The sequence below is a fragment of the Rhizobium leguminosarum genome (genome assembly GCF_004123835.1).
GTDB classification, from domain to species: Bacteria; Pseudomonadota; Alphaproteobacteria; order Rhizobiales; family Rhizobiaceae; genus Rhizobium; species Rhizobium leguminosarum_M.
On record NZ_MZMU01000001.1, the window covers coordinates 204994 to 225496 of the forward strand.

General features: G+C 62.8%; 22 protein-coding genes. 17 read left to right on the forward strand and 5 right to left on the reverse strand.

Annotated features, from left to right (window positions below):
- The first annotated feature begins 179 nt into the window (after nucleotides 1-179).
- The 14 genes from B5P46_RS00975 to B5P46_RS01040 all read left to right on the forward strand — a co-directional run bounded on the left by B5P46_RS00975 (nucleotide 180) and on the right by B5P46_RS01040 (nucleotide 13237).
- Nucleotides 180-1187, forward strand: a complete 1008-nt coding sequence (locus B5P46_RS00975; protein WP_129417052.1) for an ABC transporter ATP-binding protein — start codon at nucleotides 180-182, stop codon at nucleotides 1185-1187.
- On the forward strand, nucleotides 1184-2179 hold the full coding sequence (locus tag B5P46_RS00980) for an ABC transporter ATP-binding protein (protein ID WP_129417053.1): 996 nt from the start codon (nucleotides 1184-1186) through the stop codon (nucleotides 2177-2179). The genes B5P46_RS00975 and B5P46_RS00980 overlap by 4 nt, the downstream gene beginning before the upstream one ends.
- 3 nt (nucleotides 2180-2182) lie before the next feature.
- Entirely contained in the window at nucleotides 2183-3112 is a 930-nt protein-coding gene (locus B5P46_RS00985) for an ABC transporter permease (protein WP_129417054.1), read from the forward strand.
- Between the two features lie 11 nt (nucleotides 3113-3123).
- Nucleotides 3124-3993, forward strand: a complete 870-nt coding sequence (locus B5P46_RS00990; protein WP_129417055.1) for an ABC transporter permease — start codon at nucleotides 3124-3126, stop codon at nucleotides 3991-3993.
- A 133-nt stretch (nucleotides 3994-4126) separates the two neighbouring features.
- Entirely contained in the window at nucleotides 4127-5149 is a 1023-nt protein-coding gene (locus B5P46_RS00995) for a LacI family DNA-binding transcriptional regulator (protein ID WP_129417056.1), read from the forward strand.
- Between the two features lie 38 nt (nucleotides 5150-5187).
- The gene (locus tag B5P46_RS01000; RefSeq protein WP_129417057.1) at nucleotides 5188-6141 is read left to right on the forward strand and encodes an ABC transporter substrate-binding protein; all 954 of its coding nucleotides are present in this window, start codon (nucleotides 5188-5190) and stop codon (nucleotides 6139-6141) included.
- Nucleotides 6138-6959, forward strand: coding sequence for an ATP-binding cassette domain-containing protein (locus tag B5P46_RS01005; protein WP_129417058.1), 822 nt, complete (start codon nucleotides 6138-6140; stop codon nucleotides 6957-6959). The genes B5P46_RS01000 and B5P46_RS01005 overlap by 4 nt, the downstream gene beginning before the upstream one ends.
- Entirely contained in the window at nucleotides 6956-7960 is a 1005-nt protein-coding gene (locus tag B5P46_RS01010; RefSeq protein ID WP_129417059.1) for an ABC transporter permease, read from the forward strand. The genes B5P46_RS01005 and B5P46_RS01010 overlap by 4 nt, the downstream gene beginning before the upstream one ends.
- 4 nt (nucleotides 7961-7964) lie before the next feature.
- Nucleotides 7965-9044: a phosphotriesterase family protein gene (locus B5P46_RS01015; protein ID WP_129417060.1), complete on the forward strand. Its 1080-nt coding sequence runs from the start codon at nucleotides 7965-7967 to the stop codon at nucleotides 9042-9044.
- Between the two features lie 36 nt (nucleotides 9045-9080).
- Nucleotides 9081-9854, forward strand: a complete 774-nt coding sequence (locus B5P46_RS01020; protein ID WP_129417061.1) for a glutamine amidotransferase — start codon at nucleotides 9081-9083, stop codon at nucleotides 9852-9854.
- Between the two features lie 35 nt (nucleotides 9855-9889).
- Nucleotides 9890-10732 (forward strand): BtpA/SgcQ family protein, encoded by an 843-nt coding sequence (locus B5P46_RS01025; protein WP_129417062.1) that lies wholly within the window; start codon nucleotides 9890-9892, stop codon nucleotides 10730-10732.
- Nucleotides 10733-10734: 2 nt separating this feature from the next.
- Nucleotides 10735-11382: a TenA family protein gene (locus B5P46_RS01030; RefSeq protein WP_129417063.1), complete on the forward strand. Its 648-nt coding sequence runs from the start codon at nucleotides 10735-10737 to the stop codon at nucleotides 11380-11382.
- A 23-nt stretch (nucleotides 11383-11405) separates the two neighbouring features.
- Entirely contained in the window at nucleotides 11406-12299 is an 894-nt protein-coding gene (locus B5P46_RS01035) for a ribokinase (RefSeq protein WP_129417064.1), read from the forward strand.
- A gap of 104 nt (nucleotides 12300-12403) precedes the next feature.
- Complete coding sequence (locus B5P46_RS01040) at nucleotides 12404-13237, forward strand: inositol monophosphatase family protein (protein WP_129417065.1); 834 nt, start codon at nucleotides 12404-12406, stop codon at nucleotides 13235-13237.
- A gap of 19 nt (nucleotides 13238-13256) precedes the next feature.
- Here B5P46_RS01040 and B5P46_RS01045 read toward each other — a convergent pair whose 3' ends face one another.
- From B5P46_RS01045 to B5P46_RS01060, 4 genes are all read right to left on the reverse strand, one after another.
- Nucleotides 13257-14336 (reverse strand): ABC transporter ATP-binding protein, encoded by a 1080-nt coding sequence (locus B5P46_RS01045; RefSeq protein WP_129417066.1) that lies wholly within the window; start codon nucleotides 14334-14336, stop codon nucleotides 13257-13259.
- An 87-nt stretch (nucleotides 14337-14423) separates the two neighbouring features.
- Nucleotides 14424-15251, reverse strand: a complete 828-nt coding sequence (locus B5P46_RS01050; protein WP_129417067.1) for an ABC transporter permease — start codon at nucleotides 15249-15251, stop codon at nucleotides 14424-14426.
- Nucleotides 15248-16138, reverse strand: a complete 891-nt coding sequence (locus tag B5P46_RS01055; RefSeq protein WP_129417068.1) for an ABC transporter permease — start codon at nucleotides 16136-16138, stop codon at nucleotides 15248-15250. Before B5P46_RS01055 ends, B5P46_RS01050 begins: the two co-directional genes overlap by 4 nt.
- Nucleotides 16138-17283: an extracellular solute-binding protein gene (locus B5P46_RS01060; RefSeq protein ID WP_129417069.1), complete on the reverse strand. Its 1146-nt coding sequence runs from the start codon at nucleotides 17281-17283 to the stop codon at nucleotides 16138-16140. Before B5P46_RS01060 ends, B5P46_RS01055 begins: the two co-directional genes overlap by 1 nt.
- Before the next feature lie 185 nt (nucleotides 17284-17468).
- On the opposite strand from B5P46_RS01060, the gene msrA reads away from it, so the two are divergent.
- Nucleotides 17469-17978 carry a peptide-methionine (S)-S-oxide reductase MsrA gene (gene msrA / locus B5P46_RS01065; protein ID WP_129417070.1) on the forward strand — a complete coding sequence of 170 codons (510 nt, stop codon included), beginning with the start codon at nucleotides 17469-17471 and terminating at the stop codon, nucleotides 17976-17978.
- A gap of 6 nt (nucleotides 17979-17984) precedes the next feature.
- On the opposite strand, the gene B5P46_RS01070 is transcribed toward msrA, so the two are convergent.
- Entirely contained in the window at nucleotides 17985-18857 is an 873-nt protein-coding gene (locus tag B5P46_RS01070; RefSeq protein WP_129417071.1) for a LysR family transcriptional regulator, read from the reverse strand.
- 95 nt (nucleotides 18858-18952) lie between these two features.
- Between B5P46_RS01070 and B5P46_RS01075 the strand changes: the two genes are divergently transcribed.
- Entirely contained in the window at nucleotides 18953-19738 is a 786-nt protein-coding gene (locus B5P46_RS01075; RefSeq protein ID WP_129417072.1) for an SDR family oxidoreductase, read from the forward strand.
- A 27-nt stretch (nucleotides 19739-19765) separates the two neighbouring features.
- Nucleotides 19766-20464 (forward strand): ribonuclease activity regulator RraA, encoded by a 699-nt coding sequence (locus tag B5P46_RS01080; protein WP_129417073.1) that lies wholly within the window; start codon nucleotides 19766-19768, stop codon nucleotides 20462-20464.
- Nucleotides 20465-20503: the final 39 nt, after the last annotated feature.

Genomic DNA, 20503 nt, shown 5'->3' on the forward strand with positions numbered 1-20503 from the left:
CGAGATCAGCGAGCCGGGGGGAAACTCCGGCTCGCTGCCATTTGGTGCACCGACTATCCGGAAACCAGGCAAGCCCGATAGGCACCAGCATGATGCCAAGAAGTGTAAGCGGTTTTCGGACGACATCATGCTCTCGTTCGGATCTGGCGGCCGACGGGAATGCAAGAAGGAGAGGCGAAATGCCATTGGTCGAAATTTCCAATTTGAAGGTCGCTTTCAGCGGTGTCGAAGTCCTGCACGGCATCGATCTGGCGATCGAGAAGGGCGAGGCGGTGGGTCTCGTCGGCGAATCCGGCTGCGGCAAGTCGGTCACCTGGCTTGCGGCACTCGGGCTCCTGCCTGGAAAGGCTTCCGTCTCAGGCAGCGTGCGTCTCGGCAGCGATCAGCTGATCGGTGCGTCGCGCACTAAGCTCGAAAGCATTCGCGGCGGCCGCATCGCCATGATCTTCCAGGATCCGTCGAGCTCGCTCAACCCCGTCATCCGCGCCGGGCGCCAGATCGCCGAAGCCGTCGAACTGCACCGCGGCCTGACCGGCAGGGCCGCCCGCAACGAGGCCGTCCGCCTGATGGAAATGGTCGGCATTCCCGACGCGGTACGCCGTTTCGACAATTTTCCGCATGAATTTTCCGGTGGCCAGAACCAGCGGCTGATGATCGCCATGGCGCTCGCCGGCAATCCTGATCTGCTGATCGCCGATGAGCCGACGACGGCGCTGGACGCGACGATCCAGGCGCAGATCCTCGATCTGCTGATTTCGATCCGCGAGGAAACCGGCATGGCGATCGTCTTCATCAGTCATGATCTCGGCGCGGTGTCGCAGATCTGCGAACGCGTCTGCGTCATGTATGCCGGCAACGTTGTCGAGAAATGCCCGACGGGATCGTTGTTCCGGTCGCCGCGCCATCCCTATACGCGCGGGCTATTCGATGCCATTCCGCGTATCGATGCCGGCCGCACCCGGCTGGTACCGATCCCCGGCACCGTGCCGCAGCCCGGCCGGATGCCCGGCGGCTGCGCCTTCGCGCCGCGTTGCGGCCATGCCTCGGAACTCTGTCATAACAAGGTGCCGCCGCTCGTCGCACTTGACGACGACCGTGCCACCGCCTGCTTCCATCCGCTCAGTGACGGCGCCACCGCATCGAAACCGAACCTCATGCAGGCACAGCAGGGAGTGGCGTGGGCATGAGCGAACCTCAGCTGATCGAAGCGAACGATCTCGTCAAGACCTATACGATGCGCCGCGGCGTCTTCGGAAAGCCTAGCCATGTCCGGGCGGTCGACGGCGTTTCGCTGTCGGTCGCACCGAAGACGACGCTCGGCATCGTCGGTGAATCCGGCTCAGGAAAATCGACGATGGGCCGGCTGCTGCTCGGGCTCGAAGCTCCGACCGAAGGCAGCGTCCACTTCGACGGGGAGGCGATGCCGGCACTCAGAACGCCGCGCTGGCGTAGCCTGAGGGCGCGCATGCAGCTCGTCTTCCAGGATCCGCTGGCAGCCCTTGACCGGCGCATCTCGATCGGCGCTCAGATCGGCGAACCGCTTGCCATCCATGCCGTCGGAAGCGAGGAGGGGCGGCGCGAACGTGTCGATGAACTGCTCGTCGCCGTCGGTCTTCGCCCCGATCAGGCGGAGCGTTATCCGCACGAGCTTTCGGGCGGCCAGCGCCAGCGCGTCGTCATTGCACGCGCCATCGCCACCAATCCGGAGCTTCTGGTCTGCGACGAGCCGGTCTCGGCTCTCGACGTCTCGATCCAGGCGCAGGTGATCAACCTGTTGCGCGACCTGCAGGAAAAGCGCGGCATCGCCATGGCCTTCATCAGCCATGACCTGAAGGTGGTACGCAACATCGCCGATCGCGTCGCGGTGATGTATCTCGGCCGGATCGTCGAGGAAGCAGCTTCGGAGGATATTTTCCGCAGCCCGTTGCATCCCTATACGCAGGCACTGGTCTCCAGCGTTCCGGTTCCCGGCACGGCGCTGCGCGACCGTATCATCCTGCAGGGAGAACCGCCGAACCCCGCTGCCCGGCCTGCCGGCTGCGCCTTTCATCCCCGCTGCGGCCATGCGGTCGAGCGCTGCCGCGTCGAGACGCCGGCCCTCGTCACCATCGAGGCGGGTCGAAAAGCTGCTTGCCACCTCGTCACGCCCGCATCCGCGTCAACGCTCATGGAGAGCTGAGCCATGATCCGTTTCTTCCTGATAAGGGCGTTCCGCGCGCTGATGACCATCGTGCTGGTGGTGACTTTCGCCTTCGTCGTCCTGCGTCTTTCCGGCGACCCGGCCCTGACGATCATGGGCCCGGAAGCGCCGCCGGAAGCGATCCGCGCCTTCCGTGCCGCCTGGGGTCTCGATCAGCCGATCTGGGTGCAGTATCTGCGCTATTTCAGCGCGATCGCCCGCGGGGATCTCGGTATCTCGATGCGCGACGGCCAATCGGCAATCCAGCTCGTGCTCGACCGCATTCCGGCAACGCTGGAGCTGACGATCCCGGCCCTCATCCTTAAACTGGTGATCGGCATTCCGGCTGGCGTCTACGCCGCCCTCCACCGCGACAGCTCGACCGACCGCGCCGTCATGGCGAGCGCGGTGGTCGGTTTCACCATGCCGAGCTTCGTGCTCGGCCTCGTGCTGGTGCTGATCCTCTCCGTCACGCTCGGCCTGCTGCCGTCGGGCGGCCAGGACAGCTGGATGCATGCCATTCTGCCGATCATCACCATGAGCATCGGTGGTGCCGGCATTCTTGCCCGCTTTGCCCGAAGCGCGATGATCGAGGTGCTTGGCCAGCCCTATATCCGTACGGCCAGTGCCAAAGGCACTGCCTGGCGAAACGTCGTCTGGGGCCATGCGCTGCCGAATGCGGCGATCCCGATCGTGACGATCGCCGGCTTCATGGTCGGCACGCTGATCGCCGGCGCCGTCGTGGTGGAATCGCTGTTCTCCTGGCCGGGCGTCGGCCGGCTTCTCGTCGTCGCCGTGTCAAACCGCGATCTCGCCGTCGTTCAGTGCATCCTGCTGTTGGTGGCAGCGACCATGGTGTTTTCGAATTTCGTCGTCGACATCCTTTACGGCTATCTCGACCCGCGTCTGCGCAGCAACCAGGCAAGGCATTAAGGAGCGGAACCATGACAAATATCTCCGCTCAACCGGCGACCGTCATCCACGAAGTGCGCGCAAAGAAGAAGCGCGGCGTGCCCGTTTTCGTGATGATCGGTTTTGCCTGGATCGCCGTCGTGATCCTGATCGCGCTGACGGCCGACTGGATCCGGCCCTACAATATCACCGCCTTCGACCTGAAGAACCGGCTGTCACCGCCAGGCAATGCCGCGCATTGGCTCGGAACCGACGAACTCGGCCGCGATGTTCTCTCCCGCCTCATCGTATCGATCCGCATCTCGCTGCTGATCGCCTTCGGCGCAACGCTGATCTCGGCCTTCGTCGGCACGACGCTCGGCTTTCTCGCCGCTTATTTCCGTGGCGTCGTCGAACAGCTCGTCGTCATGCTTGCCGATTTCCAGGCGGCCATGCCGTTCCTCATCATGGCACTTGCCGTGCTCGCCTTCTTCGGCAGTTCGCTGCCGCTGCTCATCTGCCTGATGGGCTTCTACGGCTGGGAACGCTATGCGCGCATCGCCCGCGGCCTTGCCATCGCCGCCAGTGGCCAGGGCTATGCCGCCGCCGTCACGCAGCTCGGCGCCAAGCCGGCCCATGTCTATCTCAAGCATATCCTGCCGAACATCGCCTCGACGCTGATCGTCTCGATGACGCTGACTTTCCCCGAAATCATCCTGATGGAAAGCAGCCTTTCCTTCCTCGGCCTCGGCGTGCAGCCGCCGATGAGCAGCCTCGGTAACATGGTCGGCTACGGGCGCGAATATCTGACCCGCGCGCCCTGGATCATGCTGGCGCCGTCCTTCGTCATCATGCTGACGACGCTGTCGATCAGCATCACCGGCGACTGGCTGCGCGACAAGCTCGACCCGACGATCGCCTGACGGCCTTCCGGTCGAGCTTCGATCGGCTGGCAAGAAAAACAGATCCTGCACATTCATTGCTGTTGACAACGGCGAGCAATCGATATTGTCTTGTAAAGCGGTTTACTAAACCGCTTTACAATAGGTTTAGTCAATGGCCAAGGGAACGACACCGAGTCTGAAGGATGTTGCCGCCGCCGCCGGGGTGTCGGTCACGACAGTGTCGCGTTTCGTCAACGGCAGCCTCGATCTTCCCTTTCAGACCAAGAAGCGCATCGAGGATGCGATCAAGACGCTGAACTACCGGCCGAACCCGCATGCGCGTCGCTTAAGCAGGGGGCGCTCGGACACGATCGGCCTCGTCGTGCCCGATATCGCCAATCCCTTCTTCGCGACCCTTGTCGCCGCCGTGGAGCAGGCGGCCGATGAAAAGAAGCTCGCCGTCTCATTGCATGCCACCCTGAACCGGCCAGGGCGCGAGATCGAATATCTGCAGCTGATCGAGCGCAATCACGTCGACGGCCTGATCTTCGTCACCAACCATCCTGATGACGGCGCGCTTGCCGCCCTCATCAACGGCACCGGCAAGGTCATCATCGTCGACGAGGACATTCCCGATTCGAAGGCGCCGAAGCTGTTCTGCGATAACGAGCAGGGCGGTTATCTCGCCGGCCGGCACCTGGCCGAGCAGGGCCATCGGCATGTGCTGTTCATCGGCGGCGACGAGCGTATGATCAGCGCCCGCAGGCGCTATGACGGCCTGCAGAAGGCGCTCAGGGAACAACATGGCGACGAGGCTCGGGCCGATCGTTATGCCGGCGAATATACGATCGAATACGGCCGTGCGGCTGCGCTCGACTATCTCTCCGGAGACCGAAAGGCGACGGCGATCTTCGCCAGCTCCGACGAGATCGCCATCGGGCTGGTCGAGGTCTTCAGAAGCCAAGGCGTCTCGATCCCCGATGACATCTCGGTCATCGGCTTCGACGATGTCGGTCCGCTTCATCTTTTTGCACCGCCGCTGACCGCCATCCGTCAGCCGGTGCGCCAGATCGGCCGGCGGTCGCTGGAGCTGCTACTGGAAACCAATTGGCACGAGTGGAAACCATCTGCCTCGGAAGAACTCCTGCCTGTCGAAATCGTGGTGCGGAACTCCGTTGCGCCGCCTGCGAAATAATAATCAGCAACGTCAAAAAACCAAAAGAGGATGAGAACATGACACTGAATTTGACAAGACGAACGATGATCGCCGCCGCCGGCTTCACGGCATTGACCTTCATCGGCCTGTCCAGCGCCGCGGCGCAGGAAAAGAAGACCGTCGCGCTGGTGCAGATCAACCAGCAGGCGCTTTTCTTCAACCAGATGAATGAGGGCGCCCAGAAGGCGGCCGATGCCGCCGGCGTCAAACTGGTGATCTTCAACGCCAACAACGAAACGACCGCGCAGAACAGCGCCATCGAAACCTACGTCCAGGAAAAGGTCTCCGGCCTTGCCGTCGTGGCGATCGACGTCAACGGCATCATGCCGGCGGTCAAGCAGGCGGCCGATGCCGGCATTCCGGTCGTGGCTATCGATGCCATCCTGCCGGACGGCCCGCAGAAGGCGCAGATCGGCGTCGACAATGCCGCGGCCGGCGCCGACATGGGCAAATACTTCCTCGACTACGTCAAGGCGAACATGGGCGGCAAAGCCAAGCTCGGCGTCGTCGGCGCGCTGAACTCGTTCATCCAGAACGTCCGTCAGGAGGGCTTCGAGAAGACCCTGAAAGGCGTCGACGGCATTGAAATGGCCGGCGTCGTCGATGGGCAGAACATCCAGGACAACGCCCTTGCGGCGGCTGAAAACCTGATCACCGCCAATCCTGACCTGACCGCGATCTACGCCACCGGCGAGCCGGCCTTGATGGGGGCGATCGCCGCCGTCCAGAGCCAGGGCAAGCAGGATAAGATCAAGGTATTCGGCTGGGATCTGACCGCCGAAGCCATTGCCGGCATCGATGCCGGCTTCGTCGTCGCCGTCGTCCAGCAGGATCCGGCCGCAATGGGCGGTGCCGCCGTCGACGCACTCGTCAAGGCCTCGGCCGGCGAAGCCGTCACCAAGACGATCTCGGTGCCGATCACCATCGTCACCAAGGAGAATGTCGAGCCGTACCGAGCCGTCTTCAAATGATCGAAAGCGGACAGCGTGACATCGCTGCCGCCGGTTCCGGAGGGCTCGCACCCTCCGGAACCGGAACTTCCGGCGGCACCCGATCCGACCCGCGCATCTCGCTGCGCGGCATCCGCAAGTCGTTCGGCTCGCACCAGGCCCTGCGCGGCGTCGATCTCGACATCTTCCCTGGCGAATGCCTGGGCCTTGTCGGCGATAACGCCGCCGGCAAATCGACGCTGACGAAAATCATCTCGGGAACCTACATTCCCGATGCCGGCACAATCACCATGGAAGGCGAAGAGGTTCGTTTCTCCGGCCCCGCGGATGCGCGCGGCAGAAACATCGAAATGGTGTTCCAGGATCTCAGCCTCTGCGATCATATCGATGTCGTCGGCAATCTCTTCCTCGGCCGCGAACTCAGCCGCGGGCCGTTTCTCGACACCAGGACGATGTTGGCCGAAGCGCGCAAGATGCTGGATTCGCTTGAGATCCGCATCCCGAGGCTGACCGGCAAGGTCGCTCAGCTCTCCGGCGGGCAGCGTCAGGCGATCGCGATCGCACGCGCTGCCTCCTTCAAGCCGAAAGTGCTGATCATGGACGAGCCGACATCAGCACTTGCCGTCGCCGAGGTCGAGGCGGTTCTGGCCCTGATCAACCGCGTCAAGGCAAATGGGGTTTCGGTGATCCTCATTACCCACCGGCTGCAGGATCTCTTCCGGGTCTGCGACCGTATCGCGGTGATGTACGAGGGCACGAAGGTGGCCGAACGGCAGATCGGCAGCACCAACCTCGAAGACCTCGTCAGGCTGATCGTCGGTGAAGGAGCCAGACAATGACGGCTTATACGGAACGCGGTCACGGCTCGCGCGTCGCCGATTTCTTCGGCGAACATGCGCAGGTGCTGTCGATCACCATCTTCTTCCTGGCCTGCATGATCTTCTTCTCGATCGGCAGCGAAACCTTCTTCACCCTCGGCAATATCCTGAACATCGTGCGGCAGGCCGCTCCCATCCTGATCGTTGCCATCGCCATGACCTTCGTCATCATCACCGGCGGCATCGATCTCTCGGTCGGCTCGCAGGTCGCGCTCGTCAATGCGGTCGCGGCGATCGTCATGGCGATGGGTGTTCCCTGGCCGTCGGTGGTCATCGGCATGATCGTGCTCGGCGGCTTCATGGGTCTGGTTCAGGGCTGGTTCACTGCCTATCAGGGCATTCCGGCCTTCATCGTGACGCTTGCCGGCCTCTCGATCCTGCGCGGCCTGGCGCTCTATCTGACCCAGGGCTATTCCATCCCGATCAAGGATGCGCCGGGCTTCTTCGCGCTCGGCCGCGGCGAAATCCTGAGCTTCCCGATCCCGGCGGTCATCGCCGTCATCATCGCCATTCTCGGTTACGTCGTCATCACCGCGACCAAATATGGCCGGCAGGTCGTGGCGGTCGGCTCCAATGCGGAGGCGGCGCGGCGCGTCGGCATGCCCGCCAAATGGATCATCGCCTCGGTCTATATCATCTCCGGTATCGCCTGCGCCGTCGCCGGCCTGCTGATCGCCGCTCGTCTCGGCTCCGGTTCGTCCAATGCCGCCGTCGGTTTCGAGCTGCAGGTAATCGCGGCCGTCGTGCTCGGCGGAACGTCGCTGATGGGCGGACGCGGCACCATTCTCGGCACCGTGCTCGGCACGCTGACCATCGCCGTCATCGGCAACGGCCTGATCCTGATGCACATATCGCCGTTCTTTACCCAGATCGTCACCGGCGCCATCATCCTCGTCGCGATCTGGCTGAACACGCGCATCTTCACGGCCAATTTCCATTTCCGGCTGGGCAGGAAAGGATGAAGCGATGAGCGAGCAGACAGCAGAAAGCCTGTCCGAAGCGCATGTCCGATCCGGCAAGGTGATGACCGTCACCGGTCCGATTTCGGCAGATGCGCTCGGCGTGACGCTGATGCACGAGCATATCCTCAACGACTGCCGCTGCTGGTGGCACGTGCCGAAGACACCGGAACGTCAATATCTCGCCGAAAGCTTCGTCTGCATGGAGATCCTCGGCGAACTCAGGCAGGACCCCTTCGTCAACAAGCACAATATCACGCTCGACGACGAACATCTGGCGATCGCCGAGCTCCAGGATTTCGCCACAGCGGGCGGCAGCACGGTGGTGGAGCCGACCTGCAAGGGCATCGGCCGTGATCCGCTGGCGCTCCAGCGCATCTCGAAAGCATCCGGTCTCAACATCGTGATGGGGGCGGGTTATTACCTCGGCTCCTCACATCCGGAAGGCGTCGTGGCAATGAGCGTCGACGACATCGCACGGGAAATTGTCCGCGAGGCGAGCGAAGGCGTCGACGGCACCGGTGTCAGGATCGGCCTGATCGGCGAGATCGGTGTCTCCTCCGATTTCACCGCCCAGGAGGAGAAATCGCTGCGCGGTGCTGCCCGGGCGCAGGTGCTGACCGGGCTCCCGCTGATGGTGCATCTGCCAGGCTGGTTCCGTCTCGGCCACCGCGTGCTCGACGTGGTCGCCGAGGAGGGGGCGGATCTCCGCCACACCGTCCTTTGCCACATGAATCCGTCGCATGACGACATCGCCTATCAGAGCGAGCTGGCGGAGCGCGGCGCCTTCATCGAATACGACATGATCGGCATGGATTTCTTCTATGCCGATCAGCAGGTGCAATGCCCGAGCGACGAGGAGGCGGCGCGTGCGATCGTGCGTCTCGTCGAGGCCGGTTATGTCGACCGGATTCTTCTGTCGCACGACGTGTTTCTGAAGATGATGCTGACGCATTACGGCGGCAACGGCTACGCCTATATCCTTCGCCACTTCCTTCCCCGTCTTCAGCGGCACGGCCTCGACAGGACACTTCTCGACGAGATGATGCGCAGCAATCCGCGCCGCGTCTTTTATGCCGGGGGTTAGCTCCATCCATTCAACGATCACAGGTAAACGTAGACCATGACCAAGAAAATCCTCCTCGTCGGCGAGAGCTGGGTCAGCTCCGCCACGCATTACAAAGGCTTCGACCAGTTCGGCAGCGTCACCTTCCATCTCGGCGCCGAACCGCTGGTCAAGGCGCTCGCCGGCAGCGCCTTCGAACTCACCTATATGCCGGCGCATGAGGCAGTGGAGAAATTCCCCTTCGATATGGCGGGGCTCGATGCCTATGACGCCGTCATCCTCTCGGATATCGGCGCCAATTCGCTGCTGCTGCCGCCGGATGTGTGGCTGCATTCGCGCACCGTGCCGAACCGGCTGAAGCTTCTGAAGGCATGGGTGGAAAAGGGCGGCGGCCTGCTGATGGTCGGCGGCTATTTCTCCTTCCAGGGTATCGACGGCAAGGCGCGCTGGCGGCGCACCCCCGTCGAAGACACGCTGCCCGTCACCTGCCTGCCTTATGACGACCGCGTCGAAATTCCCGAGGGCACGGTTGCCGAGGTGGTGAAGCCGGAGCATCCGACGATGCGGGGGCTCGAAGGCGCCTGGCCGGTCCTTCTCGGCGTCAACGAGGTCGAAGTGCGCGACCGTGCCGATGTCGAGGTCGTCGCACGCCTGCCTCAGGATCAGGGCGACCATCCGCTGCTCGTCGTCGGTGCGCATGGCACTGGGCGGACGGCGGCCTGGACGTCGGATATCGGCCCGCACTGGCTCTCGCCCGCTTTCTGCGAATGGGAAGGCTACGGCCGGCTCTGGAAGAACATCCTCGGCTGGCTCACCGAAAAGCAGGCGTGATGTCAGCGCCGGGCAGGAATTGGAAAGGGAATGACATGCAGGAAATTTCGGACAGGCCGCCCAACGCCATCAGGGATATCTTCGGCAGGGACAAGGTTCTGATCGGCATGATCCATTGCCCCGCCTTTCCGGGCGCGCCGCGCTACCGGGGGGCTGCGATGGATGCGATTTACGACGCGTGCATGCGCGACGCCGAAGCCTGCGTGGAAGGCGGCCTGCATGGGCTGATCATCGAAAATCACGGCGACGTGCCGTTCTCGAAGCCCGAGGATATCGGCCCCGAGACGACAGGCTTCATGTCCGTCGTCACCGACCGGATCGCGCGCGCCGCCGGCATTCCGCTTGGCGTCAACGTGCTTGCCAACGCACCGATTCCAGCCTTCGCCATCGCCATGGCCGGTGGCGCCAAATTCATCCGCGTCAATCAATGGGCCAATGCCTATGTCGCCAATGAAGGTTTCATGGAGGGCCGGGCGGCCGAAGCCATGCGCTACCGCTCGTTGCTCAGGGCCGAGCACATCAAGGTTTTCGCCGACAGCCACGTCAAGCATGGCAGCCACGCGATCGTCGCCGACCGCTCGATCCAGGAATTGACACGCGACCTCGCCTTCTTCGATGCCGACGGTGTCATCGCCACCGGCCAGCGGACCGGCAATTCCGCAACGATGGAGGAGATCGAGGAGATCGGCGCGGCGACGCATCTGCCGTTGCTCGTCGGCTCCGGCGTGAACAAGGACAACATCGTCGATATTCTGAGCCGCACCAATGGCGTCATCGTCGCTTCCTCGCTGAAGCATGGGGGCGTCTGGTGGAACCCCGTCGATATCGAGCGCGTGCGCGCCTTCCGGGCGGCCGCCGAGCCGGGGCTGGAGGGCTGAGCATGGTGGCAGAAAGTCTGTCAGACCGAATCCTGCGTGAAAACGACACCGTTTTCCGCGCGATGCTCGGCCATCGCTTCGTCGCGGACGTCAAGAACGACGCGCTGAGCAAGGAAGCCTTCGAGCGCTACCTGGTCTATGAAGGCGCCTTCGTCGACAGCGCCATCTCGATCTTTGCCTATGCGGCGGCGACCGCCAAGACGATGACGCAGAAGCGCTGGCTGATCGCGGTTCTCGACGCACTTGCCAACGAGCAGATCGCCTATTTCGAGCGCACCTTCGCCAGCCGCGGCATCGATCCATCGTCCTTCGACACCGGCATCACCGAGGTCGAGGCCTTTCGCGCCGGCATGTTGGAGATCGCCCGCCAAGGCGGCTTCCTCGACACGGTCGCGGCGATGTTTGCGGCCGAGTGGATGTACTGGACCTGGTCGAAGGAAGCCGCTAACCGCCCGATCAGCGATCCCCTCTTGAAGGAATGGGTCGACCTGCATGTCGATCCGAATTTCGTCGCCCAGGCACAATGGCTGAAGAATGAACTCGACATGGCAGGAGAAACGCTGGAAGAGGATGAAAAAGCGCGGCTCAGCGCAATCTTCGGCCGGGCGATGCAGCTCGAGATCGACTTTCACGATGCGCCTTACCTTTAGCTTCACCTTGCGAAAGCAGATGCATGCGCGCCTACATAGTCGGTAACGTCGCCATCGACGAAACCATCGCCGTCTCCGAACTTCCCGTCATCGGTGCCTCCATCCTCGGCAATGCCGGGGGCAGCGATCTCGGCGGCAAGGGCACGAACCAGGCGGTCGTCATGGCCCGCTGCGGCGTTCCGACAACGCTTGTGGCGCCCGTCGGCAGGGATGCAAGAGCCGATACGATACGCCATTACCTCGCCGACGAGCCGCTTCGGAGCGAACTGATCGAAATGGAAAATGAATCGAGCGACGTCTCGATCATCTTCCGGCTGCCGGGCGGCGAAAATGCCATCGTCACGACGACGGAATCGGCGCAGAGCCTGTCCCTGTCTCATGTCAGGCGGATCCTGTCGACGGCTGGCCCCGGCGATCTCATGATGCTGCAGGGCAACCTGTCCGACCAGACGACCCGCGATATCCTGGAGCATGCAAGAGAGATCGGCATGATCACCGCGTTCAATCCCTCGCCGGTGCGCTCCTATTTCTCCGATCTTTGGGGGTTGATCGACATCGCCTTCCTCAACAAGGGTGAGGCGCAGGCCCTGACGGGAGCGACGGGCAGGGATGCAGCCGAATATCTGTTGAGCCGGGGGCTGCGCGAAATCGTCCTGACGCTGGGCGGCGACGGCGCGACGCTCGTGAACCGGCACGATAGCATCGAAGTGCCCGCCCAGATCTGCGATGTTGTGGATACCACGGGCGCAGGCGATACGTTCATGGCCGCAGCACTTGCATCCTGCGCGCTGCGCGGACAGCGCCTGGACAGGCTAGCTATCGAACACGCAGTTGCAGCCGCGGCCATCACCGTCTCAAGACATGGAACGAGAAAGGCGTTTCCGACCATTTCCGAGCTTGAAGCGATCCTGAGATAATCCGCTCGGTATGAGCGCGCTTCATAAAATCATCATCGGCCTCTGCGAAGGGATGGGCTCCTCGCGATTCACTCCGTCATATCAGAAGCATCCGGACTTTTCTCATGACATCTTCCCCGATTTCCGCGCGTCTTTCCCCGACCGCCTCGTCCCGCCTTGTCGTGCTTGCCGAAACGGTATTGAAGGCGGGCGAAACCGCCCGCGGCTCCCTGCGGCGGCGCACGTCCCAGGAAATGCTCGCCAAGGCGCCGCGCGACTATCAGACCGAAATCGATGTCGCCGTCGAGCGGATCATCGTCGACGAGATGGCGAAGGCCTTCCCGGACTATGCCATCCAGGGCGAGGAAGCCGTCGGCAACCGCACGGCGGGTCCGGACACGCCGATCATCTACATCGACCCGATCGACGGCACGACCAATTACGCCTGGGGCATTCCGCATTTCGGCATGACGATCTCGATCGTCGAAGGCGGCAGGCTCGTCATGGGCGTCGTCTATGACGCCATGCAGGACGAGCTGTTCAGCGCCGAGATCGGGGGCGGCGCTTATCTCAACGGCGAACGCATCCACTGCGCCAATGTCGGCGATATCGAGAATGTGCTTGTCGGCGCCGGGCTGCCGATCCCCGGTCAGGTCAAGGCGGTTGCGGAAGAAACCTATTTCGAAGCCGTCAAACGGCTTATGGCCAACACGGCGGGTGTGCGCCGCCTCGGCTCGGCGGCACTGTCGATCGCCTATGTCGCCTGCGGCCGGCTGGACGGATTCTTCGAGGACGGGCTCGCGATCCATGATTTCGGCGCCTCGGCGCTGCTGGTCGAAGAGGCGGGCGGCATCGTCACCCGTTTTTCCGGGGCTGAAGTCAACGGGCGGGGCGATATCCTTGCCGCCAGCAAGGCGCTGCATTCCTGGCTGCTGAAAGGTTTCCAGAGCAAGGCGTGAACCGGCGCATTCCTCCCGTTTAAACCCGCAGGAGCTCTTCGATCTCCACATCGCCCTTTGCCGGCATCGACTGATGGACGAGTTCGTTGTCGCGGAAGACGAAAAAGCCGACGAAACTCGGCTCGACCCTCGTCCCGGCCCGGATCCGATCGTCCGGCGCCACCATTGCCTTCAGGCGGCTGCCGTCGGCAAGATCGACATCGACCATCTTGTGGGTGCCGAAATCGACGATGCGATGGACTGTCGCGGCATCACCTCGGCCCGAGGAACGGATCGTCAGTGCTTCCGGGCGGGCGGCCAGCGTCACCGGCCCATCCTCGACGGGAACGGCAAGCGGGAACAGCGGGTGCTCGCAGACACCGTTCCTGATGCGGCTCTGGACGAAATTCATCGAGCCGATGAAGCCGGCGACGAAGGCCGTCTGCGGCTCGCGGTAGATGGTGCTCGGCGGCGCAATCTGTTCGGTGCACCCGTCGCGCATGACGACGATGCGGTCGGCGAGCGCTAAGGCTTCGTCCTGGCCATGGGTGACGAAGAGCGTGGTGATGCCGAGGCGCTGCTGAATATCGCGCACTTCCTCCCGCAGCCTTTCACGCAGATGCTGGTCGAGGCTGGCGAAGGGCTCGTCGAGCAGAAGGATCTTCGGTTCGAGCACCAGCGAGCGGGCAAGCGCGACGCGCTGCTGCTGGCCGCCGGAGAGTTGCGTCGTCATCCGCCGTCCGTAATCGGCCAGGCCAACCAAAGCCAAAGCATCCTCGACACGCTGGCGAATCTCCGCTTTCGGCAGCCGGCGGAGCTTTAGACCGAAGGCGATGTTGTTGAAGACATCCATGTGCGTCCAGAGCGCATGGCTCTGGAACACCATGCCGGTCGGGCGTCGCTCGGGCGGCAGCGTCGTCACATCCCTCGCGTCGATGCGGATGGTTCCGTCGCTCGGGCGCTCGAAGCCGCCGATCATTCTGAGAAGCGTCGACTTGCCGGAGCCGGATGGGCCGAGCAGGCAGACGAGCTCGCCGTCGCCCACTTCGAGCGAGAAGTCGCGAACGGCAAAGGTGGTCCCGAACAGCTTCGAAACGCCCTCGATCGAAAGATGCGCCATTCTCAAACCCTTCCCTGAACTAGAGCATGATGCCGAAAAGTGTGAGCGGTTTTCGGACGACATCATGCTCACTGATGTTGCCGCGGTTCATGCGCCGAAGCCTCTCGCAAAGGCGCCGGTGCCGATCACGCGGCGTGCAAACATCAGCGCGACGAAGGACGGCACCCACAGCATGACGGAGAGCACGGCGCCGTATTGCACGACGATCTGATTGTTGATGAAGCTGATCATCAGCACCGGCATGGTGCGGACCTGAGGCGCGCCGATCAGCCAGGCGCCTTCGGTCTCGTAGAAGGTGCCGACGAAGGTCAAAAGCAGTGCGGCGGCGATTGTGGGTCCGGCCTGCGGCAGGGTGATCGACCAGAAGACGCGCAGCGGCGTTGCGCCGGCATCGCGCGCCGCCTCCTCCATGCGCCGGTCGACATTCTGGAAGGCTGCGACCGGAATCCAGATCATCAGCATCAGCGTGCCGACCAGCTGGATCAGCACGACGCCCCAGAAAGTGCTGATCAGGCCGAGCTGCAGGAAGATGCCGGCAATCGCGACGAGCAGGCCGAATTTCGGAAAGGCATGCGATGCGAGGAACGACAGGAACAGGATGTTCCTGCCGGGAAAGCGCATGCGCGCGAAGGCGTAAGCCGCGGGAAGGCAGATCACGGCGGAAAGGATGGTCACCGTCGTCGTCAGCCGCAGGCTGAGGAAGAGAGCTTCCCAGACATCCGGACGCGCCAGCGTCTGGCCCCAGAAACGCAGGCCGAATTGCTGCGGGATCACCGATGGATAACGCCAGACCTCGGTGAAGGCCCATGTTCCGACGACGATCAGCGGCAGCGCGATGAACAGCGTCAGCAGGCACGCGAAGAGCATGCCGATCCAGTCGAAGCGAAGATCCGTGCCCGATCTACCGGCACTCATGGCTGGGCCTCGCGGTTGCGGGCGATCGACCTGATGTAGAAGATACCGAAGACCAGGCAGAAGCCGAATGTGATGACGGCCTGGGTCATGGCGTTCAGCGGGTCGTTCATGTCGGCGAAGGTGCGCTGCATGAACGGCCCCATCATTTCAGGCGATGCCGAGCCGAGCACATAGGGCAGGGTGAAGGCGGAGAAGATGCCGAGCACGGCGAAGGACGCGGTCACCAGCAGGGAATTGCCCATGCGCGGCAGGATGATCGAAATGAACACCCGGAGCGGGCCTGCGCCGACATCGCGGGCGGCCTCGATAGCGCTGTTCGAAACGGAGGAAAGCCCCGCCGTCAGCATCAGCACCGTCAGAGGAAGATTGTCCCAGACGAGGCCGATGACCGGTCCCCACGGCGTCAGATAGGGCGTGCGCAGCTTCGGCAGGCTGACTGAATTCAGCAACAGGTCGACGGTGCCGTTTGGCCCGATGGTCCGGATCAGCGCATAGGCAAGGATGATCGACGGCACGAACATCGGGAAGATCGCAAGAGCCTGCACATAGGCGACAAGGCGTCCTTGCGAGAACCGGAGGTAAAGTGCGATCGGAAGACCGATCGCCAGAAGCAGAATGCCGCAGACGGCGGTGGTCCAAAGCGTCAGCCACAGATTGCCGAGGCTGTAGCCATCGGTGAAGAAGAAGCGATAGGAGGCAAGCGAGAATTCCGTCGCGCCGTCAGGGCCTCGAACGAAGATCGTGCCGACGACCGCTGAAAAGATCGGAAGGACGATCAGCCATGCGAGCAGGAGGACCGGCAGGGCAACGAGGAGGAGCCCGATAGAACTCCCCCTGTTGATGGACCGGTGACGGCGCAGAACCGCCGGCGCAGTGTCAGTGGACATCAGGTGCGGCTGATGCTTGGCGCAACATTGCGGTACCAGCCGTCGGCAATCGCCTTTTCCCAATCGCCGCCCGGGAAGGTCGGGATGGTCGACGGAATGACGTCGGCATATTTCTTGCGGAGATCGTCGGAAATGTGATCCCAAGAGATGGCGGGGAAACCACCGATCTCGGTGATGATTGCTTCCTGCATTTCCTTCGTCAGCATGAATGCGGCAAGCTTGAGCGCCGCATCCTTGTTGGCGCCGTTCGAGAACACGGTGATGCTGGAGAAGCCGCCGCAAAGGGCGAGATCGCTAAGCTGCACAAGGCCGGTCGTATCAGGCAGCACACCCTGGGAGATCGCTTGCAGCACCTGGTCCGACCAGACCGGCACCATGGTGACGACGCCTTGGGCGAGCAGCTGGATCGACTGGGTGTTGCCGGCCGTATAGGCGCCCTTGTCGTAAAGCGCCGGGGCGAGGTCGTTGAGGATCTTCCAGGCCGGCGTCAGCGCCTCGGTGGCGAAGTCGGCGGTGAAATTGTCGACCTTGAACTTCTTCGGATCGCGGCCGTTCGCCTCATGAATCGCGCGGCGGACAAAATTTCCGCCAGAACCACCCTTGTCGGGACGGTTGTAGATGAATTGGCCCGGATTGGCCTTGATCCAGGCGGTGAGCTGATCCCAGCTCTTCGGTGCATTCTTCGGATCGAGCTTGGTCGTGTCGTAGGCGAGAAGCACCTGCGAACCGCGATAAGGAAGGGAGAAGGGAGTATCGAAGGCAAGCGGGTTGATATGGTCGTAACCCTCGATGTTCTCGGCGGAGAACTTGACCCAGAGGCCGGCATCGATGCCGCCGGATGGCAGGCGCGGATCGAATTGCTCGAAAAGGTCGGCCTGCGGATCGGTCTTCGTCTTCAGTGCGGCGAGCGCACGGTCGGCGATGGCGCGCAAACCGTTATTGTCGCCGGCGTCGGTCACCTTCAGGGCAACGCCCGGATGCGCCTTTTCGAAGGCCGGACGGATGACGTTGTTCCAGAGGTCGACGATATTGGCATCCGAACCGCTGTAGAGGTCGATCGTGCCGGCCGCAGCCGATGCGAAACGCGGAAGAGCCAGCAGACCGGCTGCAGCTGACGATGTGATCAGAAATTCGCGTCTATTCATAACCCGTCTCCATCAGGTGTCGAGGCTCAGCCTCCGCAGGATTGTTTGAGGCCTTGCTAGCGCCGGCGCGTAACATCGACATGACAGATCGGGCGTATCTGGAGGAAATTGCACAGCTGTGCTCTTTGCACCGTGTGGAAATCGGCGGCAGGAGATACTATCTCTTGCGGAAAAGGAGATATCCAATGACCGAAGAACGTGCAGTCCTCGCCGGCGGTTGCTTCTGGGGCATGCAGGACCTGATCCGCCGATACAAGGGCGTGATCTCGACCCGCGTCGGCTATTCCGGCGGCGATGTGCCGAATGCCTCCTATCGCAACCACGGAACCCATGCCGAGGCGATCGAGATCATCTTCGATCCCTCAAGGATCAGCTATCGGGAAATCCTCGAATTCTTCTTCCAGATCCACGACCCGAGCACGCGCAACCGCCAGGGCAACGACGTTGGCTTGAGCTACCGCTCGGCAATCTTCTACGTCACCCCTGAGCAGGAGCGCGTCGCCAGGGATACGATCGCCGATGTCGATGCATCAGGCTTGTGGCCCGGCAAGGTCGTCACCGAAGTCGTGCCGGTTAGCGATTTCTGGGAGGCGGAACCCGAGCACCAGGATTATCTGGAGCGGATTCCAAACGGCTATACCTGCCACTTTGTCCGGCCCGGCTGGAAACTGCCGGTTCGTCAGAAGATCGCCTGAAATTGATCAGGCTCCCATCGCCGCGCGGCTGGTTTCCAGAAGCGCGGCGACGAGATTTGTCCTCGGCGAGGATCGCGTCACCACGATGCCGACGGTGCGAACGGCGGACGAGCGGGGCAGGGGCAGCTTGACGATATCTAATCCCGCCGGCCAGGGCGGCGCCCAATCCGGCACGATCGAGATCCCGAGGCCGCGGTCTACCATCACCGCGATCGCCTCCAGCGCGTCGAGCTCATAACGCTCGACCGGGTGGATGCCGATCTCGCGCAGATATTCATCGGCGATGTGACCACCCCACTGGTTGCGGTCGTAGCGGATGAAGGGCAGGGTCTGCAGCAGTTCGAGCGGATCCGCCCCCTCGCAGCCCCGCGGAGCGATCAGCACCAGGGGTTCTTGGCGCAGCTTGTTGAAGGTCAACGTCTTCTGCATCGGAAATCGCGGCTCGATAATGAAGGCCGCGTCCAGCGCGCCGTTCAAAACCTCGGCATAGAGGTCCATCGAAGCGCCCGGCTTGAGGAAGATCTCGATCATCGGATAGTCCTGGGCGAGACGGTGGAGAATGTCGGGCACGAGGCCGGTCAGAGCTGTGTTAATCGCCCCGATCCGCATCTCGCCCGAAATCGTCGCGGTACCGGCCATCGCCTTCAGGTCGCGCGTATCGCGCACCAGATCCCTGCAACGGTCGAGAATGGCAAAACCCGCCTCCGTCGGCCGCATGACGCGGCCGGAGCGCACCAGCAGCCGCACCCCGAGCTCGGCCTCCAATGCGCGGATGCGCTGGGCGACAGCGGCAGGCGTGAGGTTCAGCCGCTGGGCGGCTTCCGCCAGTGAGTGCCGCTCGGCAACGACAATGAAGGTTTCGAGAAAGCGTGTGTCCATCGATAGTTTTTCTATCTCTTGAACGAAGCAGAAGCCATATTTTATTTATAGTCCGTTGTTCCGAAAGATGGCCGATCATTGAGGAGACGGATGGAATGGATTTCGGCCTGAAGGACAAGACGGCCCTGGTGCTTGGCGCCGGCGGCGGACTGGGCAGCGCGATTGCCGTCAAGCTTGCGCGCGAAGGCGCCAGAATTGCTGCGGCGGATATCGATCTCGCCGCCGCTGAGAAGACCGCGGTTGCGATCGAATCTGAAGGCGGCAAGGCGCTGGCACTACAATGGGATCTTTCCGATCTCGGCTCGATCGATGCGCATGTCGCTGCAATCGAACGCCAATTCGGACCGGCCGACATCCTCGTCAACAATACTGGCGGCCCACCGCCGACAACCGTCTCCGGCCAGGATCCGACGCTCTGGAACCAGTATTTCCAGAGTATGGTCCTCTCCGTCATCGCCATTACCGATCGTGTGCTGCCTCAGATGCGGGCGCGCAAATGGGGGCGCATCGTCACCTCGACCTCGTCGGGCGTGGTCGCGCCGATCCCCAATCTCGGCATCTCCAACGCGCTGCGCCTTTCGTTGGTCGGCTGGTCGAAAACGCTGGCGCGCGAGGTCGCGCGCGACGGCATCACCGTCAACATCGTCCTGCCGGGCCGGATCGCCACCGGCCGCATCACCTTCCTCGACGAGCAGAAGGCCAAACGCGAAAGCCGCTCCATCGATGACGTCATCGCAGAAAGCACCGGCAGCATTCCGCTCGGCCGCTATGGCCGACCGGAAGAATATGGCAATGTCGTCACCTTCCTGGCGAGCGAGCCTGCCTCCTATCTCACCGGATCGGTGATCCGCGTCGATGGCGGCATGATCCAGAGCATCTGATAGAAACCGAATTGGAACCGATACCCGATGGCCCTCAGCGCTGAAGCGATAGCAACCCTCAAGACCGTCTCGACGGCGACCCTGACGACCGTTCTTCTGAAGAAGGGCCTGCGGAACGTCTGGATCCGCGGCGCCGTTCCGCTGAAGCCCGGCCAGCCACGCATCGTCGGCCCAGCCTTCACCCTCCGCTTCGTTCCGGCTCGCGAAGATCTGGCGACGCCGGCATCCTGGGCCTCGCCGATCTCGACGCGCGCCGCGATCGAAGCGATGCCGGAGGGCTGTGTTGCCGTCGTCGATGCGATGGGCGTTACCGATGCCGGCATCTTCGGCGATATCCTCTGCGCCCGCATGCAGAAGAGAGGCGTTGCAGCCCTCGTCACTGACGGCGTCGTGCGCGACCTTGCCGGCGTGCTCGACACCAACTTGCCGGTCTGGTGCCGTGGTGTCTCGGCGCCGCCTTCGGTCGCCGGCCTCACCTTCGTCGCCTGGCAGCAGCCGATCGGCTGCGGCGGCGTTGCGGTCTTTCCGGATGATATCATCGTCGTCGACCAGGACGGCGCCGTGCTGATCCCGGCCGATCTGCTCGAGGCGGTGCTGGCCGAAGCGCCGGAACAGGAGCGCATGGAAGCCTGGATCATGACCAGGATCGAAGAAGGCACGCCGTTGCCCGGCCTCTACCCGATGAACGCGGAAACAAAGGCGCTCTACGAGGCTTCGAAGAAATAGGCTCCTGAATAAGACGGATTTTCGATCATGGTCGTTCCG

Coding starts and splice junctions, on each gene's coding strand:
- B5P46_RS00975 (WP_129417052.1), top strand. CDS start 180: ATGCCATTGGTCGAAATTTCCAATTTGAAGGTCGCTTTCAGCGGTGTC.
- B5P46_RS00980 (WP_129417053.1), top strand. CDS start 1,184: ATGAGCGAACCTCAGCTGATCGAAGCGAACGATCTCGTCAAGACCTAT.
- B5P46_RS00985 (WP_129417054.1), top strand. CDS start 2,183: ATGATCCGTTTCTTCCTGATAAGGGCGTTCCGCGCGCTGATGACCATC.
- B5P46_RS00990 (WP_129417055.1), top strand. CDS start 3,124: ATGACAAATATCTCCGCTCAACCGGCGACCGTCATCCACGAAGTGCGC.
- B5P46_RS00995 (WP_129417056.1), top strand. CDS start 4,127: ATGGCCAAGGGAACGACACCGAGTCTGAAGGATGTTGCCGCCGCCGCC.
- B5P46_RS01000 (WP_129417057.1), top strand. CDS start 5,188: ATGACACTGAATTTGACAAGACGAACGATGATCGCCGCCGCCGGCTTC.
- B5P46_RS01005 (WP_129417058.1), top strand. CDS start 6,138: ATGATCGAAAGCGGACAGCGTGACATCGCTGCCGCCGGTTCCGGAGGG.
- B5P46_RS01010 (WP_129417059.1), top strand. CDS start 6,956: ATGACGGCTTATACGGAACGCGGTCACGGCTCGCGCGTCGCCGATTTC.
- B5P46_RS01015 (WP_129417060.1), top strand. CDS start 7,965: ATGAGCGAGCAGACAGCAGAAAGCCTGTCCGAAGCGCATGTCCGATCC.
- B5P46_RS01020 (WP_129417061.1), top strand. CDS start 9,081: ATGACCAAGAAAATCCTCCTCGTCGGCGAGAGCTGGGTCAGCTCCGCC.
- B5P46_RS01025 (WP_129417062.1), top strand. CDS start 9,890: ATGCAGGAAATTTCGGACAGGCCGCCCAACGCCATCAGGGATATCTTC.
- B5P46_RS01030 (WP_129417063.1), top strand. CDS start 10,735: ATGGTGGCAGAAAGTCTGTCAGACCGAATCCTGCGTGAAAACGACACC.
- B5P46_RS01035 (WP_129417064.1), top strand. CDS start 11,406: ATGCGCGCCTACATAGTCGGTAACGTCGCCATCGACGAAACCATCGCC.
- B5P46_RS01040 (WP_129417065.1), top strand. CDS start 12,404: ATGACATCTTCCCCGATTTCCGCGCGTCTTTCCCCGACCGCCTCGTCC.
- B5P46_RS01045 (WP_129417066.1), bottom strand. CDS start 14,336: ATGGCGCATCTTTCGATCGAGGGCGTTTCGAAGCTGTTCGGGACCACC.
- B5P46_RS01050 (WP_129417067.1), bottom strand. CDS start 15,251: ATGAGTGCCGGTAGATCGGGCACGGATCTTCGCTTCGACTGGATCGGC.
- B5P46_RS01055 (WP_129417068.1), bottom strand. CDS start 16,138: ATGTCCACTGACACTGCGCCGGCGGTTCTGCGCCGTCACCGGTCCATC.
- B5P46_RS01060 (WP_129417069.1), bottom strand. CDS start 17,283: ATGAATAGACGCGAATTTCTGATCACATCGTCAGCTGCAGCCGGTCTG.
- msrA (WP_129417070.1), top strand. CDS start 17,469: ATGACCGAAGAACGTGCAGTCCTCGCCGGCGGTTGCTTCTGGGGCATG.
- B5P46_RS01070 (WP_129417071.1), bottom strand. CDS start 18,857: ATGGACACACGCTTTCTCGAAACCTTCATTGTCGTTGCCGAGCGGCAC.
- B5P46_RS01075 (WP_129417072.1), top strand. CDS start 18,953: ATGGATTTCGGCCTGAAGGACAAGACGGCCCTGGTGCTTGGCGCCGGC.
- B5P46_RS01080 (WP_129417073.1), top strand. CDS start 19,766: ATGGCCCTCAGCGCTGAAGCGATAGCAACCCTCAAGACCGTCTCGACG.